Source organism: Sphingomicrobium aestuariivivum, assembly GCF_024721585.1.
Classification (GTDB): Bacteria; Pseudomonadota; Alphaproteobacteria; order Sphingomonadales; family Sphingomonadaceae; genus Sphingomicrobium; species Sphingomicrobium aestuariivivum.
This window is the reverse complement of the sequence record NZ_CP102629.1, coordinates 1333075-1348928: the sequence shown is the minus strand read 5'-3', so window position 1 is coordinate 1348928 and position 15854 is coordinate 1333075. Positions and strand designations below refer to the sequence as shown.

The window sequence follows — 15854 nt, the reverse complement described above, 5'->3', positions numbered from 1 at the left end:
TTAGTAGGTAAATCCCTTGGCGGCGAATTTCTTGGAGATGGCGTCCATGTCCTTGCTGCTCGTCGTCGCGATGGCGACGCGGCCCGAGGCCTCGTCTTTGTGCACGGCGGTGTCCTTGCAGCTCTTCTCGACGAAGGCGGTAACGTCCTTGGCGATGTCTTGCGGTACGTAACGGATCATCCGACACTCCCTTCCAGTGACAATGCGAGGAGCTTCTGCGCCTCGACGGCGAACTCCATCGGGAGTTCCTTCAGCACTTCCTTGGCAAAACCGTTGACGATGAGCGCGACGGCGGCTTCCTCGTCGAGGCCGCGGGCCTGCGCGTAGAACATCTGGTCTTCGCTGATCTTGGAGGTGGTCGCCTCATGCTCGATCGTCGCGGTCGGGTTCCTGACCTCGATATAGGGCACGGTGTGCGCGCCGCAGCTGGAGCCGAGCAGCAGGCTGTCGCACTGGGTGAAGTTGCGGACATTCTCGGCGCCCGGCATCACCTTGACGAGGCCGCGATAGGTGTTGTCCGACTTGCCCGCCGAAATTCCCTTGGAGATGATCGTCGAGCGGCTGTTCGGGCCGATGTGCACCATCTTGGTGCCGGTGTCGGCCTGCTGGTAATTGTTGGTGAGCGCGACCGAATAGAATTCGCCGACGCTGTCGGCACCTTTGAGGATGCAGCTCGGATATTTCCAGGTGATGGCGCTGCCGGTCTCGACCTGCGTCCAGCTCACCTTCGAGCGGTCGCCCGCGCACAGCGCGCGCTTGGTCACGAAATTGTAGATGCCGCCCTTGCCCTCCTTGTCGCCCGGATACCAGTTCTGGACGGTGGAGTATTTCACCTCGGCATCCTCGTGGGCGTAGATTTCGACCACGGCGGCATGGAGCTGGTTTTCATCGCGCATCGGCGCGGTGCAGCCCTCGAGATAGGAGACGTAGCTGCCCTTTTCGGCGACGATCAGCGTGCGCTCGAACTGGCCGGTATTCTCGGCATTGATGCGGAAATAGGTCGACAGCTCCATCGGGCAGCGCACGCCCTCGGGGATGTAGACGAAGGTGCCGTCGGAGAAGACCGCCGAGTTGAGGCAGGCGAAATAATTGTCGCGCTGCGGCACGACCGAGCCAAGATACTTTTTCACAAGCTCGGGATGCTTCTTCACCGCTTCCGAGATGGAGAGGAAGATGACGCCGGCCTTCTCCAGTTCGTCGCGGAAGGTAGTGGCGACCGAGACGCTGTCGAACACGGCATCGACCGCGACCTTGCGCGCGCCCTCGACGCCCGCGAGCACCTTCTGCTCCTCGATCGGGATGCCGAGTTTCTCGTAGGTGCGGCGGATTTCGGGGTCGAGCTCGTCGAGCGACTTCAGCGTCGGCTTCTTCTTGGGCTCGGCGTAATAATAAGCGTCCTGGTAGTCGATCGGCGGGATCGTCAGCTTGGCCCAGTCGACCTCTTCCATCTCGAGCCAGGCGCGAAAACCCTTGAGGCGCCATTCGAGCATCCACTCGGGCTCGCCCTTCTTGGCCGAAATGAAGCGCACCGTGTCCTCGTCGAGCCCCTTGGGCGCGAATTCCTGCTCGATGTCGGTCGAGAAACCCCACTCGTAATCCTTGTCGAGCGCCTCGCGGGCCTCGGGGTTCATTTCCTCGCGGGAGGTGAGTTCGCGTTGTTCGCTCACTGGGTGAGTTCCTTCAATTTCACGGCGTCGAGGGCGCCGCGTACCTTCTGTCCGACAAGGCCCATGTGCGGCTTGACGCGGCAATGCGTGTCGAGCGCGCAGTCCGAGGGGCCGTCCGAGCATTGCGTCATGGCGATGGGGCCTTCGACCGCCTCGATGATGTCGGCAAGGCTGATCGCCTGCGGATCGCGCGCGAGGCGATAGCCGCCGCCTGCGCCGCGCTGGCCGACGAGAAGACCGGCGCGGCCCAAGGCCTGCATCAGCTTCTGCGCGGTCGGCAGCGGCACGCCGGTTTCCTCCGCCAGCGCGGACGCCGACAGCCGCTCGCCCGGGGTGCGGGCGGCGGCGGTCATCATCACGACCGCATAGTCGGCAAGGTGGGTGAGGCGCATCTCTCTAGGCTCTAGCGTTTAATCGGACCAATTCGTTCCGATTGGCGAGCTAGGGATGCGGCGGCGGAATTTCAAGCGATTTCCGGTCGTTGCGAGTCGTTCGCAACGACCGGAAAGAGGCGTCTAGAGCGACTGCTTTTCCTGCGCAATCCAGCGCTCGACGCTATCCTCGACGAGGTCGAGGGGAATGGGGCCGGTGACGAGCACGGCATCGTGGAAGCCGCGCCAATCGAAATCATCGCCGAGCTCGGCCATGGCGCGGTCGCGCAATTCCATGATCTTGAGCTTGCCGACCATATAGGCGGTCGCCTGCCCCGGCATGACGATATAGCGCTCGATCGCCTTGACCGCATCGCCCTCGGGATTGGGGGTGTTGGTCATGAGGTAGTCGATCGCCTGCTCGCGGGTCCAGCGCTTGTGGTGGAGGCCGGTGTCGACGACGAGGCGCGCGGCGCGCCAAAGCTCCATGCCGAGCCGTCCGAAGTCGGAATAGGGATCGGTATAGAAGCCCATGTCCTTGCCAAGTTCTTCGGAATAGAGGCCCCAGCCTTCGGTATAGGCGGTCTGCCCGCCGAAGCGGCGGAAGGGCGGCAGGGCCTCGAGATTGGTCTGGATCGAGCGCTGGAGGTGATGGCCCGGGCTGCCCTCGTGATAGGCGAGCGCTTCCAGTTCGTTGAGGCTCATCGCATTGAGGTCGTAGAGGTTGACGTAATAGACGCCGGGGCGCGAGCCGTCGGGGGCAGGCGCGTTATAGAAGGCCTTGCCCGCCGATTTCTCGCGGAAGGCCTCGACCGGCTTCACGACCAGCGGGTCGGACGGCAGCGTGCCGAAATATTCGGGCAGCTTCTCGTCCATCGCGGCCTGCACGGTGGCGGCGCGGTCCAGATATTCCTCGCGACTCTTGGCGAAGAAGCGCGGGTCGGTGCGGGTATATTCGAAAAATTCGGACAGCGTGCCGGTGAAGCCGACCTTCTCCATGATCTGCCGCATCTCGTCATGGATGCGCGCGACATTGGCGAGGCCGAGTTCGTGGACCTCGTCGGCACTCATGTCGCTGTCGGTATATTGCTTGAGAAGGTTCGCATAATAGCCGGCGCCATCGGGCAGGCGCCAGATGCCGTCGTCCATGCCCGCCACGGCTTCCTGCCGGACCATCTCGGCGCGCAGTGCCTGATAGGCGGGCACGGCCTCGTTCGCCCAGGCCGCATCGGCACGGGCGATGAGGTCGGCCTTTTCGGCGTCCGCGATGTCGAGCTTGGCGACCTTGCCGCGGAAATCCTCGAGCACCGCATTGTCCATGCCCGCCTCGAGGAGGTTGTCGACGTCGGCGATGACGTAAGGGTAGACCCACTTGGGCGGCGCGATGCCGAGCGCCGAGCGGTCCTTCGACTGGCGCGACAGTTCGGGCAGGACGCGGCCGATGTCGGCGATGCGGCTGATATAGGCCTCGGCATGGGCGGGCTCGCCGATGCGGTGGATGTTGATGAGGAAGGCGGCGGCCTGCGCCTGCGCGCCGAACATCTGGTTGAAGATGAAGCCGTGGCGGTCGTAGGGCTCGAGCCGTTCCTGGTTGGCGAGGTTGCGCAGGAAAATCTCGTAGGAAAGGCGGTCCTGCACCGACAGGGTGGCGGGGTCGAAGCCCGCCTTCAGCTTGGCCGCGGTGTCGCGCATCAGCGCGAGCTGCTTGTCACTGGCTTCTTCGGAGACATCACCCCAGGTGCCGTAATCCTCGTCGATGATGCCGCGATAGCTCTTGGCCACGGGGGAGAGCTCGAGCATCGCCGCATCATGCGCCTCGAACAGGGCCGCGAGCGCCGGATCGCGCGCTTCTGCCGCCGCGGGCGCGGCGGGCGCTGCCGCCGTGGAGGCGGGCGCCCCGGTCACGGCGGGGGTGCAGGCCATCACGGCAAGGCTCGAGGCAGCAAGAAGGGCTAGGCGCATAAGGTCGTCTCCGAAAAATTAGGATCGAGGACACCTTGCCCGCCATGGTGAGGGAAGGCTAGTGCCGAACCATGCTCTACGGTCTCACGCGCCCGCTGGTGTTCCGGATGGATCCCGAAAAGGCGCATCGGCTTACCATTACCGCACTGAAGCTGCTGCCCAAGCGGCCGGTGCCCAAGTTCGCGTCCAGCCTCGGGCAGGACGTGGCCGGTCTGCATTTCCCGAGCCCGATCGGGCTGGCGGCGGGCTTCGACAAGAATGGCGAGGTGCCCGACGCGATGCTCGGCTTCGGCTTCGGCTTCGTCGAGGTCGGCACCGTCACGCCGCGACCACAGGAGGGCAATGAAAAGCCCCGCCTGTTCCGGCTCGAGGAGGACCGCGCGGTGATCAACCGCATGGGGTTCAACAACGAGGGCCAGGACGCGGCGCGCAAGCGCATCGGCTATCGCGACCACCGGCGCGGGCTGATGGGGGTCAATATCGGCGCCAACAAGGACAGCGAGGACCGCATCGCCGATTACCGGCGCGGGGTCGTGTCCATGTCGCCCTATGCCGATTATCTCACCGTCAACATCTCCTCGCCCAACACGCCCGGCCTGCGCCAGCTGCAGAGCCCCAAGGCGCTGCGCGAGCTGTTGAACACCGTGCGCGAGACGAGGGGGCAGGACGGGCCGCCCATCTTCCTCAAGGTCGCGCCCGACCTTGCCGAGGACGATCCGGCGCGCATCGTGCGGGTGGCGATCTCGACCAAGATCGACGGCATCATCGTCTCGAACACGACGATCGACCGGCCCGACACGCTGCAGTCCGAACATGCGGGCGAGGCCGGCGGGCTGTCGGGACGGCCGCTCAAGGAGAAGGCGCTCGAGGCGCTCAGGGCCTTTGCGCGCGAGACCAAGGGGCGCATCCCGCTGATCGCGGCGGGGGGCATCGAGACGGTCGATGACGTGTGGGAGCGGATACGGGCGGGCGCGAGCCTCGTCCAGATCTACTCGGCGCTGGTCTACGAGGGGCCGGGGCTCGCGATGCGCCTCAACGGCCAGCTCGCGCGGCGGCTCGAGGAGGAAGGCGTGGCCAACATCTCCGAGATCGTCGGCGCCGACCTCTAGGGCCTAGTCGCCGACCAGCACGACGCCCTCGCGGCGCGGGTCCGCCCCGCCGTCGATGGTGCCGTCCTCGCGGATGATGACGCCGTGGACGCCCGAGCCCTCGCCCTGCCCCGGCACCAGCGTCACGCCGCGTCGCGCCAGCCCGTCGATCACGTCCTGCGGCAGCTTGTCGGCCTCGGCACCGACGCGCTCGCCGCGCGCGATCATGTTGGGCAGCGCGAGCGCCTCCTCCATCGTCAGCCCCCAATAGGTCGCGCCGACCAGCGTCTTGCCGACATAGGCGGGGATCGAATTGCCCCCGGCGCTTCCGATGGCGCCTGCGAAGTCGCCATCCTCGAGCAGGATCAGCGGGATCATCGAGGAGCGCGGGCGCTTGCCCGGTGCCACCGCATTGGGGTGGGGCGCGCCGCCGTCGGTCATCGGATCGAAGCTGAAGTCGGTGAGCTGGTTGTTGAGGAAGAAGCCGTCGACCATCCGGCCCGTGCCGAAAATGCTCTCGACGGTGGTGGTGATGGAAATCGCATCGCCCCATTTGTCGCGGACGATGAAATGGCTGGTGCCGGTGGGCTCGAGCGTGGCGTCGGGCACGGTAGTGGCGGGGGCGCCCTCGGGCACGCCCGCTTCCGGTGCGGGCCCGGCGACGGGTCCGATCAGGGCGGCGCGCTCGTCGAGATAGTCGGGGGCGAGGAGGCCCGCGATGGGGACCGTGTCGACATCGCCGAAATAGGCGTCGCGGTCGGCGTACATGAGGCGGCTCGCCATGGCGAACAGGTACCAGCCCTCGGGATCATCGGCGCTAGTGGCGGCGATGTCGGTGCGCTCGAGGAGACCGAGCAGCTGGAGGAAGGCGGCGCCCGAGGAGGGCGGCGGCGGCGCGCAGACGTCATAGCGCAGCCATTCGCTGCACACGCTGGCCTTTTCGATGACCTCGTAGCCCGCCATGTCGGCGAGGGTCAGCGTGCCGGGAAGCTCGCCCTCGCGCGTCTTGGCGACGATCGCTTTCGCGGTCTCGCCCTCGAGCAGCGCGGACGGGCCCTCGAGGCGGAGACGGCGGAGGAAGTCGCCATAGGCAAGGTTGCGAAGCGTATCGCCCGTGCCCTTGTCCGCGAAATAGCGCTGCGCATCGGGCTGCGAGAGTTGCGGCCAGTCCTGCGTCAGGAAGTTGCCGAGGCGCGGGCTGATGGCGAAGCCTTGTTCGGCGGTGACGATCGCGTCGGTGAAGAGGAGGTCCCACGGCAGGCGGCCATGGTCCTCGTGCGCGGCATGCAGCGCGGCGACCGCGCCGGGCACGCCGACCGCGCGGCCCGACAGGACGGCGCGGCCATAGCCGAGCCGTTCGCCATCCTCGCCGAGGAACATGGTGGGGCTGGCGCCAGCGGGCGCGATCTCGCGGCCGTCATAGACCAAAGTGGTTTCGCTGCCCGCGTCGTAGAAATGGAGGAAGGCGCCGCCGCCCACACCCGATGACTGCGGCTCGACGAGGCTCAGCATCGCCTGCACCGCGACCGCGGCATCGGCGGCGCTCCCGCCATGCTCGAGGATGTCCATCCCCGCCTGCGCGGCGAGCGGGTTGGCGGCGATGACGAAGGGGGTGTGCGTCTCCTGCTCCACCGGCTGGATGGTGGTGCAGGCGGCGAGCGGAAGCGCGAGAAGCGGCAGGAGCGTGCGGGTCATGACAAGGGTTGCTATCGCGCCGCCACGACGCTGTCCATTGGACCGCCGCTCTTCCTTGAGCGGTAAAATGCGCTATGAACGCCGAAATTCTTCGGGATCGTGCCTGTCAGGACGCGCGTTCCCCGCTCGGAGAGGAGACCCCATGGCGAGCCGCCGCACCGAACTCGAACATTTCCCCAACCTCGTGACGATGTTCTTCACGCGGGCTCGGGAGAAGGGCGACAAGCCGTTCCTCTGGGCCAAGAAGGACGGCGAATGGCAGTCGACCAGCTGGCGCCGCGCCGCCGAGATGGTGGCGAGCATGGCGCAGGGCTTACGCGATCTCGGGATGGAAGAGGGCGACCGCGTCATGCTGGTCTCCGAGAACCGTCCCGAATGGCTGATCGCTGATCTCGCCATCATGGCGGCGGGCTGCGTCACCGTGCCGACCTACACCACCAACACGACCCGCGACCACCAGCATATCCTCGGCAATTCGGATGCGCGCGCGGTGATCGTCTCGACCCAGAAGCTGGCCGAGCCGCTCATTCCCGCCGTGCTGTTCGCGAGCGAATGCCACCACATCATCTCGATCGACGACATCATCACCGGCCAATCGCCCGATGTCGCCAAGTTCCACCATTGGGACGAGCTGCTCGGCACCGAGGCCGACCTCATCGCCTATGAGGAAGAAGCCCGCCAGAAGACGCGCGGCGACCTTGCCTGCCTCATCTACACGAGCGGTACCGGCGGCGCGCCGCGCGGGGTCAAGCAGCATCACGGCATGATCCTCCACAATGTGGAAGGCTGCGTCGACGTCATCGCCAACGACTTCGGCTGGGAGGACGAGGTGTTCCTCTCCTTCCTGCCCGCGAGCCACGCCTACGAGCATACCGGGGGGCAGCATTTCCCGATCGGGCTCGGCGCGGAAATCTATTATGCCGAGGGGCTCGAGAAGCTCGCCGCCAATATCGAGGAGACGAAGCCGACGATCATGGTCGTCGTGCCGCGCCTGTTCGAGATGCTGCGCGCCAAGATGCTCAAGACCATCGAGAAGGAAGGTGGGGTTGCCGCCTACCTCCTCCGCCGCGCGTTGCAGATCGAGGAGAAGCGCTACAACGGCAAGTCGAGCGTGCTCGATATCCCGATGAACGCGATCCTCGGGAACACATTGCGCAAGAAGGTCCGCGACAAGTTCGGTGGCCGGATGAAGGCAATGGTCTCGGGCGGGGCGCCGCTCAATCCCGATGTCGGCCTGTTCTTCCAGGCGATGGGGCTCACCATGCTCCAGGGCTATGGCCAGACCGAGAGCGGTCCGGTCATCAGCTGCAACCGGCCGAGCGCCGGCCTGCGCATGGACACGGTCGGCCCGCCCTTGAAGAACACCGAGGTGAAGATCGCCGAGGATGGCGAGATCTGCGTGCGCGGCGAGCTGGTGATGACCGGCTACTGGCGCAACAAGGATGACACCGCCAAGGTGCTCGACGAGGAGGGCTGGCTGCTCACCGGCGACGTCGGCCATATCGACGAGAAGGGCCGCATCAAGATCACCGACCGCAAGAAAGACCTCATCGTCCTCGACAAGGGTGACAATGTCGCGCCGCAGCGGATCGAGGGCATCCTGACGCTGCAGCCCGAGATCGGGCAGGCGATGGTCTATGGCGACCGCCGCCCCTATATCGTGGCGCTGCTGGTGCCCGATGCCGAAGCCACCCGCGGCATGAACGAGGAAGAGGTGAAGCGCGCGCTTGGCGCCGCGGTCGACCGCGTCAACGCCGACCTGTCGGTCATCGAGAAGGTTCGCCGCTTCATCATCGCCGACGAGGCCTTCACCGTCGATAACGAGATGCTCACCCCCAAGCAGTCGATCCGCCGTCACAAGATCAACGCGGTCTACGAGGACCGGCTGAGCAAGCTCTACAAGGGTTGATCATCGCTTCCGGCTCCCCTAGTGACCTATTAAGGTAATACACTAACGGGGGCTGGAACATGGCATTGACTGCGGGACGCGGACGCACGGTGGCGATCTATGTCGCCACGCTGTTGCTGGGCTATGCGCTTTTCATCCTGCCCAACCTCTATCTCGGCATCTTCAAGCCCGCGGGCGGGCTGACGGGCGAAAACCGGCTCTGGATGGGGCTGTTCCAACTTTTCAGCGTCAGCGCGCTGGTCTGGTTCGCCCTGCGCCTGCTCGGCGGTGATTATCGCGATATCGGCTGGGACTGGAGCCGGTGGCGCGGCGATGCGCTGGTCGGCACGGTGGTGGGGCTCGCTTGGGCGCTCGTCGAGATGCTTGTCGTCATTCCCGCTTATGGCGGCGCCGACCAGGTCGACGTCGCGGACATCATCGAGAGTATTGGCGGGCGCCCCGCGGCGATGGCGGGCTGGCTCGTGCTCGGCGTGCTCGGCGGCGGGGTGGCGGAGGAGATCTTCAACCGCGGCTTCACCATCAACGTGCTGCGCTCGGCCTTCGCCAACAAGCGCCTCGGCCTCGCCATCGCCGTGCCCCTGTCGGTCGTCATCTTCATGGTCGGGCACCTGCCGCAAGATACGCTGCAGTGGATCACCATCCTCGTGCCGACGCTCGTCTACACCGCGCTGTTCGTCGCCACGCGGCGGCTGACCGCGCCCATCTTCGCGCATGGCGTCCACAATGCCGCCGTGCTGGCGATCATCTGGTTCGCCTATGTCGCCTGAGGCCTAGTCGGCGTCGCGATAGGGGATGAAGTGGCTGAAGGTGCAAAAGCCGCCGGTCATGCCCGCCGTCGTCTCGACCACGCGGGCGCGGTCGCCGCGGCAGGTGCGCCCCATCGGGCTTTCGATCACCAGTACGTGGCCGATCCGGTCGAGCCCGCTGCAGGGGGCATCGAAGGTCTGGAGGTAGCGGGTGCGGCCGACGCGATAGACGATGGTGTGATCATCGACCACGGTCGAGGAAGTGACGTTGGCGGGCAGGCAGCTGACCGGCTCGCCGGGCACGCGGTCGCCGAGCAGCTCGGCGAGCTCGGCCTCGTCATCGGCGCTCATCGCATAGGGTTCGGAGGTGGTGCAGCCGGCGAGCAGCGCCAGCGGCGCGAGGGCAAGGATCTTGTTCATGGCGCGACTCCTGAAGGGTTCCGCTCTTGAAACGATTCTCGGCCCGCCGATGTTTCGCTGGCCTGAACGGATCAGCTCGAATGGTCGGCGATGATACGCCAATCTTCGCCCTCACGCGCGAAGACGAGGCTCGTGAGCCCCGTGTCGGGATCGCGGTCGTCGGCATAGGTCAGCGTATAGCGGCCGATATAGAGCGCATGGTCGGGGCCGAGGGGGCGGACGTCGAGCGTTTCCATCGACAGGGTTCCGCGTTCGCTATTGTCGGGAGCCGACCAGTCATAGGCGTTTCGATAGCGTTCCTCGAACTCGGCCTTGCCGCGGGAGAGCCCCTTCGAGCCGACATAGCTGGTGGCGGGATCGTCCGAATAGATGGACAGGAATTTGTCCATGTCGCCCTCGTTCCAGCCGTCGTCGCTGGCATCCAGCACGGCCTCGATCGCGGCGCGGGTTTCGGCGAGGTCGGGTGCGGCGGGCGCGTCGGGCTCCTGCTGCTGGCAGGCGGCGAGGCCGAGCGCGAGGGCGATGATCGTGAGGCGCATCAGAAATTGTCCTTGGCGGTGCGGCGGCGGGCGAGCTCTTCAGCACTCTCCGCGCGCATAAACGGGTTGGTCGCCAGCTCCTCGCCCACCGTGGTGGGGACGGTGCGGCGGCCCGCGGCGCGCGCGGTCTCGACGGCGGCGAGGCGCTCGGCGATGGCGGCATTGTCGGGCTCGGCGGTGATCGCGAAGCGGCCATTCGACAGCGTATATTCGTGGGCGCAATAGAGCGGCGTGCCGCCGGGAAGGTCGGCGAAGCGGCGGAGGCTCGCGTGCATCTGGGCCGCCGTGCCCTCGAACAATCTTCCGCAGCCCATCGCGAACAGCGTGTCGCCGCAGAAGACGGGGCCGTCGTGGAAGACGTAGGCGATGTGGCCGAGGGTGTGGCCGGGGACGTGCCAGACGGTGATCGGCTGGCCCTCGATCGAGAAGAGCTGGTCGTCCTCGAGCGCGACGTCGAGGCCGGGAATCTTGTCGGCTTCGGGGGCGGGGCCGAGGATCTGCGCGCCGGTCGCCTCCCTGATGGCGAGATTGCCGCCGGTGTGGTCGGGGTGCCAGTGGGTGACGAGCACGTGGGTGATGGTCCAGCCGAGCTTTTCCGCCGCCTGGAGGCAGGCTGCGCCGTCGCCCGGGTCGACCACCAGCACGGCATTGCCGAGCTTCACCAGCCAGTGATAATTGTCGCTGAACGCGGGGACACAGGCGATCTCGAGATCGCCGACCTTGTCGATCTCATAGCCTGCGCGCGTCACCATGTGCCGACATTCTCCATCGAGGCCCACGGCTCCTTCGGTTCCTGCGCGCCGCCCTTGTTCAAGAGCTCGATCGAGATGCCGTCGGGGGTCTTCACGAAGGCCATGCGGCCCTCGCGCGGGGGCCGGTTGATGGTGACGCCATGGGCCTGCAGCTTCTCGCAGGTGGCGTAGATGTCATCGACCTCGAAGGCGAGATGACCGAAATTGCGCCCGCCGCCGAAATCCTCGCCCTCGCCGTCCCAATTGTGCGTGAGCTCGATCTCGGCATCCTCGCCGGGCACGCCAAGGAAATAGAGGGTGAAGCGACCGGGATCGCTTTCCTTCACGCGTCGCCCTTCGAGGCCGAGCAGCTTGAAGAAGTTGATCGTCGCCTCGGGGTCGGTGACGCGGATCATGGTGTGGAGGAAAGCGGTCATCGGGCGGGCTCCTCGGGGGGGACGTCGGGAGTGGGGGCAAGCGGCTCGAGTGCCTGCAGCCGTTCGTTGGCGATCTGGGCGGCGGGATGGTCGGGCATGGCGAGGATCGCCGCCTGCCAGGCGGCCTTCGCGCCCGCCTCGTCGCCCGAGGCCATCAGCACCTCGCCCTTGGTGAAGAGCACTTCGGGGCTGTCGGGGGCGCGCTGCTCGGCCTGGCCGATGCGGGTGAGCGCGGTGGCATAGTCGCCCGACTGTCCGGCCATCTCGGCGGCGGCGAGCCAGTAGAAGGGGTCGTCCTGCACGAGCTGGCCGGCGCTGGCGAGCGCGGCGTTGGATTCCTCGAGCCGCCCCAGTTCGTGGAGCGCCCACGCCTGGTCGACCAGCACCCAGCCGAGCTGCATCGGCTCGAGGCTGTTGGTGGCGGCCGCCGCGGCGGCGGCCTCGTGGGCGCGCTCATAGTCCTTCGCGACATTGTAGAGCGTGGCGGCGGCGGCATAGGCCTGCCCGGCACTGCGCAAATCGGTCGCCTCGCCCGCGATGGCCATGAATTCGGCGGCGGCATCGGCCTGCCGCCCGTCCTTCATGGCGAGCTGGGCGCGGCATTCGCGGCTCTCCATGCTGTCGTCGGTGCCGCAGACGAGCAGTTCGCCCGGCATTGCCACCGATGGCGGCGCGTCCTGCGCGAGGAGGGCGAGGGCGAGGAGGGAAAGGGACATCAGGCGGTCGCTCCGCTTTGCGTGACAAGCAGGTCGAGCGCATGGAGCTCGCCGAGGATGGCGGCGATCTCGTGCGGCTCGGACAGGCGATGTCCGCTATTCTTGATGAGGCGCAGCTGAACATCGGGGCTGGTGAGGCGCTGGAGCGCCTTGGCGGCGATGCGCGCGGGCACGTCCTTGTCCTTCTCGCCATGGACGAAGCGGACAGGGCCGTCGAAGGCGATCGGCTTGTCGAGGAGGCGGAGGTCGGCGCCGGAATCGACGAAGCCCTTGTGGGTCACCATGACGCTGTCGTCATAGTCGCTCGGGCGTTCGAGCTTGCCGTCGCGCTCGAGCATCGCCTTCGCTTCGTCCGAAAAGCCCCAGTCGGTGAAGTCGGGCGCGGCGGCGAGGCCGAGGACGGCGGCGACGCGGGTCGGGCGGGCCTGCGCGGCGGCAAGCGCGAGCCAGCCGCCCATCGAGGAGCCGATGAGGATGACGGGGCCCTTGGCGAGCCGGTCGATCACCGCCAGTACTTCCTCGAGCCAGCGGGTAAGCGTGCCGTCGGCGAAGTCGCCGGGCGAGCTGCCCGTGCCCGAATAGTCCATGCGGATCGAGGTGCGCCCGCCTTGCGCGGCATAGGCGTCGATGGCGGTCGCCTTGCCGCCCTCCATGTCGGAGGCATAGCCGGGCAGGAAGAGGTAGGTGATGCCCTTCGACCCGCGACGGTGGCGGTAGGCGATCGGGCGGCCCTCGACGTCGAGGTGCTGGATAGTCGGCTGGTCGTTCATGCTCCCCCATCTAGGAAGCATGGCGGCCCGCGGCTAGTCGCCCGTTGGAGCGACGCGCCACGGGCCGGTGCGGATCAGCGCAGGAAGCGGGCGCGTAGCCAGTCGGACACGACTTCGAGCGCGGCCGGATCGAAGGTCTCCTCGATGTCGCGATATTCGCCCACCGAACCGGTCGTCGCGGTCTGAAACAGGTGGTTGAGCCCGTCGAGCTGGCGAACCGTGACATCGGGATTGCGCGCCAGCGCGACGCGGATGGCGGAAAGGTTGTCCTGTGCCGGCACCTGCAGGTCGAGCGTGCCGTTGATCGCGAGGACCGGTACATCCACTGCCTCGAGATTGGGGCGCGGGTCGTAGCGCAGGAGATAGGCGTACCAGGGCGATTCCATCTGCCCGATCACCAGCGCGGGGTCGGCGTCGGCGGGCAGGCCGAGCGCCTGCATCGCCTCTGCATCGAGGATGGCGCGAATATTGGCAGCGGCCTGTTCCTCGCTCGTCGCGGCGCCGATGGCAGCGAAGATTTCCTTCATCACCGGCTCGCCGCGGTCGATCTCTTCCTCGCTCATGCCCATCTGCGCGCCCATCAGGCGCCGCTGCAACAGGAGCAGCTGGTCGAGCCGCGTGCCGGGGCCGGCCAGCATGACGAGGAAGGCGACCGCGTCATTGTCGCGCATGGCGATGGGGCCGATCATCCCGCCTTCCGAATGGCCGATGAAGCCGATGGCGTCGGCGGCGATATCATCGCGCCCTTCGAGGAAGGCGAAGGCGGCATTGGCGTCGGTCGCATGGTCGGCCGAGGTGGCGGCGGCGAAATCGCCGCCCGACCCGCCGACGCCGCGATCATCGAAGCGCAGCACGGCGATGCCGTTGCGGGTAAGGTGATCGGCGAGCACCGCGAAGGGCTTGTGCCCGAGCAGGCTCTCGTCGCGGTCCTGCGGGCCCGAGCCCGAGATGAGGATGGCGGCGGGATGTGGCCCCTCGCCCTCGGGCAGGGTCAGCGTGCCCGCGAGGCTGTGGCCGGCGGACGCATTGTCGAATTCCACTTCTTCCACCTCATAGGGTAAAGGGCCGACGGGCAGCTGCGGGCGCTTGGCTTCCCTAGGCTCTTGCGCCTCGCCGCGGGTCAGGACGAGGTCCATGTCGGGCTGGTTCTCGGCGGTCCATTTGCCGGTGATGGTGTCGCCATCGAGCGTGCCGTCGAAGCGGACGACGCCGCGATAGATGGAAAAGCCGACATCCGCGCCTTCGCGGGACAGGTCGGCGATGGGCAGCGACTGGATCATCTGGTCGGGCGAATCGTAGAAGACGGCCGTGCCGTCATCGCCGGTCGCGATGCGCAGCACCTGCCGCAGCGTGACGCCGTTGCGCACGACCTCGCCGGTCCAGGTGCCGTCGAGCCCCTCGATGACAGGATCGGGGTCGGGTTCGCCCGGTTCGAGGGCGAGGGGCAGGCCCTGTCCCTGGACCCATTGGCCGTCCCACCGGCCCGCGGCCTCGTTCCAGCTGGCGCTGTAGGTGGCGTTGATGCGCGCCACGCCGAAGCGGAGTTCCTCGGCGGTGATGACGAGGTCGTCGACCTCGGTCAGGCGGCCGGGCGCCTGGTCGCGGCTCTCAAGCTTGCCGACGAGGTCGCCGTCGTCCTCGCGCTCGACGGTGAGGACGAGGGTGAGGTCGCCCATCGGGGTGGCGATATCGCCGTGCCAGCTGCCGACGGGATCTTCAGCGGTCTGGGCGAGCGCCATGTCGGGCGCGGCGAGGAGGAGCGCGGCGAGCGCGCCCGTGAGGTGATGTTTCATGGTTCTACCTTTTCGATGGGCGCGCCGGCGCGCTTATCCCCTGGGGTCGAAAATCTGTTCGATCGCGAGGTCGAAGACTTCGGCGATAGTGAAGGCGAGGGGGAGCGAGGGGTCGTATTTGCCGGTCTCGATGGCGTTCACGCTCTGGCGCGAGACGCCGAGTTTGTCGGCAAGGTCGGACTGGCTCCAGTCGCGCTCGGCGCGCAGGACCTTGAGCCGGTTCTTCACGGGCATTCCCCGGTGGTGCCGTAGGTCAGCTTGTTCCACAACGAACCCAGTCCAAGACCGAAGAACCAGATGATCGGCCACCAGAAGGCGTCGACATGTGGGACCTGTCCGAAATTCTCGAGGAAACCCCAGATCGAGGCGGCCGAGAGCGAGATGCCGGTGGCGAACAGTGCGGCGCGAATCTGCAGCATGCGAAGAAACTCGTCCTTGATCTCGACGAGGAAGCGGCCGACCGCCCAGAAATAGCCCGCGACCGCAATGCCGGGCATGAGCGCGAGCAGGGCGGAGATCGGCGTGATCGGATCGCCGTCATCGATCAGGGCGACCGCTGCGAACAGCGAGCCGAGATAGAGGAGACTGACCGCGAGCATCCGACGCAGGTAACTGGCCTGCGGGGTACCGCGGCTCCCGCTCGACTGCGCGTTGGCCGCCGCGTTCAAACCCGCCTTGATGAGGAAGGGTAACGAGGCCAGCATCATCGCCTTGCCGTAGATCGTGCCGCCGATGTCGGTCGCCTTCACCACGATGCCCATCGCTACCAGCGTGGCGATAAACAGCAGGAACCAGAGGACGACCGGGCGGCGCCGCGTCGGGACACTGTCGTTCATCGGGCGCCTGCCTTGCCGCAGCAGCCGGCGCGTCGTTGGGTGGCGATGAAGGTCGCGATGAGAGCGCTCATGATAGCGAAATTGGCTTGGCTCGACAGGCCGGCTTCCTTGCCCGCAAAGGCGGCGATCAGCAGGGCGGCGGCGTAAAGCAGGGCCCGCACATTGATGTTCATG

18 protein-coding genes are annotated in these 15854 nt (G+C 66.7%); 3 read left to right on the top strand and 15 right to left on the bottom strand.

Annotated elements, in window-relative coordinates:
* From NUW81_RS06960 to NUW81_RS06945, 4 genes are all read right to left on the bottom strand, one after another.
* Positions 1–180, bottom strand: a complete 180-nt coding sequence (locus NUW81_RS06960) for a hypothetical protein (RefSeq protein ID WP_245111814.1) — start codon at positions 178–180, stop codon at positions 1–3.
* The gene (gene sufB, locus NUW81_RS06955) at positions 177–1631 is read right to left on the bottom strand and encodes a Fe-S cluster assembly protein SufB (RefSeq protein ID WP_245113730.1); all 1455 of its coding nucleotides are present in this window, start codon (positions 1629–1631) and stop codon (positions 177–179) included. Before sufB ends, NUW81_RS06960 begins: the two co-directional genes overlap by 4 nt.
* A 32-nt stretch (positions 1632–1663) precedes the next feature.
* Positions 1664–2059, bottom strand: coding sequence for an SUF system Fe-S cluster assembly regulator (locus NUW81_RS06950; protein ID WP_245111812.1), 396 nt, complete (start codon positions 2057–2059; stop codon positions 1664–1666).
* Positions 2060–2182: 123 nt separating this feature from the next.
* Positions 2183–4000 carry a DUF885 domain-containing protein gene (locus tag NUW81_RS06945; RefSeq protein WP_245111809.1) on the bottom strand — a complete coding sequence of 606 codons (1818 nt, stop codon included), beginning with the start codon at positions 3998–4000 and terminating at the stop codon, positions 2183–2185.
* 71 nt (positions 4001–4071) lie between these two features.
* Between NUW81_RS06945 and NUW81_RS06940 the strand changes: the two genes are divergently transcribed.
* A complete protein-coding gene (locus NUW81_RS06940; RefSeq protein ID WP_245111807.1) occupies positions 4072–5109 on the top strand; it encodes a quinone-dependent dihydroorotate dehydrogenase in 1038 nt (345 codons plus the stop codon).
* A gap of 3 nt (positions 5110–5112) precedes the next feature.
* On the opposite strand, the gene NUW81_RS06935 is transcribed toward NUW81_RS06940, so the two are convergent.
* Entirely contained in the window at positions 5113–6783 is a 1671-nt protein-coding gene (locus tag NUW81_RS06935) for a gamma-glutamyltransferase family protein (protein ID WP_245111803.1), read from the bottom strand.
* A 142-nt stretch (positions 6784–6925) separates the two neighbouring features.
* On the opposite strand from NUW81_RS06935, the gene NUW81_RS06930 reads away from it, so the two are divergent.
* Positions 6926–8692: an AMP-dependent synthetase/ligase gene (locus NUW81_RS06930; protein WP_245111800.1), complete on the top strand. Its 1767-nt coding sequence runs from the start codon at positions 6926–6928 to the stop codon at positions 8690–8692.
* A 59-nt stretch (positions 8693–8751) separates the two neighbouring features.
* Positions 8752–9459, top strand: coding sequence for a CPBP family intramembrane glutamic endopeptidase (locus tag NUW81_RS06925; RefSeq protein ID WP_245111797.1), 708 nt, complete (start codon positions 8752–8754; stop codon positions 9457–9459).
* A 3-nt stretch (positions 9460–9462) separates the two neighbouring features.
* Here the strand turns inward: NUW81_RS06925 and NUW81_RS06920 are convergent, their stop codons facing one another.
* From NUW81_RS06920 to NUW81_RS06875, 10 genes are all read right to left on the bottom strand, one after another.
* Positions 9463–9858, bottom strand: coding sequence for a DUF6491 family protein (locus tag NUW81_RS06920; protein ID WP_245111796.1), 396 nt, complete (start codon positions 9856–9858; stop codon positions 9463–9465).
* Between the two features lie 71 nt (positions 9859–9929).
* Positions 9930–10397, bottom strand: coding sequence for a YybH family protein (locus tag NUW81_RS06915; RefSeq protein ID WP_245111794.1), 468 nt, complete (start codon positions 10395–10397; stop codon positions 9930–9932).
* Positions 10397–11149 (bottom strand): hydroxyacylglutathione hydrolase, encoded by a 753-nt coding sequence (gene gloB, locus NUW81_RS06910; protein WP_245111793.1) that lies wholly within the window; start codon positions 11147–11149, stop codon positions 10397–10399. Before gloB ends, NUW81_RS06915 begins: the two co-directional genes overlap by 1 nt.
* The gene (locus NUW81_RS06905; protein ID WP_245111792.1) at positions 11143–11565 is read right to left on the bottom strand and encodes a VOC family protein; all 423 of its coding nucleotides are present in this window, start codon (positions 11563–11565) and stop codon (positions 11143–11145) included. The genes gloB and NUW81_RS06905 overlap by 7 nt, the downstream gene beginning before the upstream one ends.
* Positions 11562–12281: a tetratricopeptide repeat protein gene (locus NUW81_RS06900; RefSeq protein WP_245111791.1), complete on the bottom strand. Its 720-nt coding sequence runs from the start codon at positions 12279–12281 to the stop codon at positions 11562–11564. The genes NUW81_RS06905 and NUW81_RS06900 overlap by 4 nt, the downstream gene beginning before the upstream one ends.
* The gene (locus NUW81_RS06895; protein WP_245111790.1) at positions 12281–13051 is read right to left on the bottom strand and encodes an alpha/beta fold hydrolase; all 771 of its coding nucleotides are present in this window, start codon (positions 13049–13051) and stop codon (positions 12281–12283) included. The genes NUW81_RS06900 and NUW81_RS06895 overlap by 1 nt, the downstream gene beginning before the upstream one ends.
* A gap of 74 nt (positions 13052–13125) precedes the next feature.
* Positions 13126–14844, bottom strand: a complete 1719-nt coding sequence (locus NUW81_RS06890; protein ID WP_245111789.1) for an alpha/beta hydrolase family protein — start codon at positions 14842–14844, stop codon at positions 13126–13128.
* 33 nt (positions 14845–14877) lie between these two features.
* Positions 14878–15072 (bottom strand): helix-turn-helix transcriptional regulator, encoded by a 195-nt coding sequence (locus tag NUW81_RS06885; RefSeq protein WP_312025069.1) that lies wholly within the window; start codon positions 15070–15072, stop codon positions 14878–14880.
* A complete protein-coding gene (locus tag NUW81_RS06880; protein WP_245111784.1) occupies positions 15069–15680 on the bottom strand; it encodes a hypothetical protein in 612 nt (203 codons plus the stop codon). The genes NUW81_RS06885 and NUW81_RS06880 overlap by 4 nt, the downstream gene beginning before the upstream one ends.
* On the bottom strand, positions 15677–15853 hold the full coding sequence (locus tag NUW81_RS06875; protein WP_245111781.1) for a hypothetical protein: 177 nt from the start codon (positions 15851–15853) through the stop codon (positions 15677–15679). The genes NUW81_RS06880 and NUW81_RS06875 overlap by 4 nt, the downstream gene beginning before the upstream one ends.
* Position 15854: the final 1 nt, after the last annotated feature.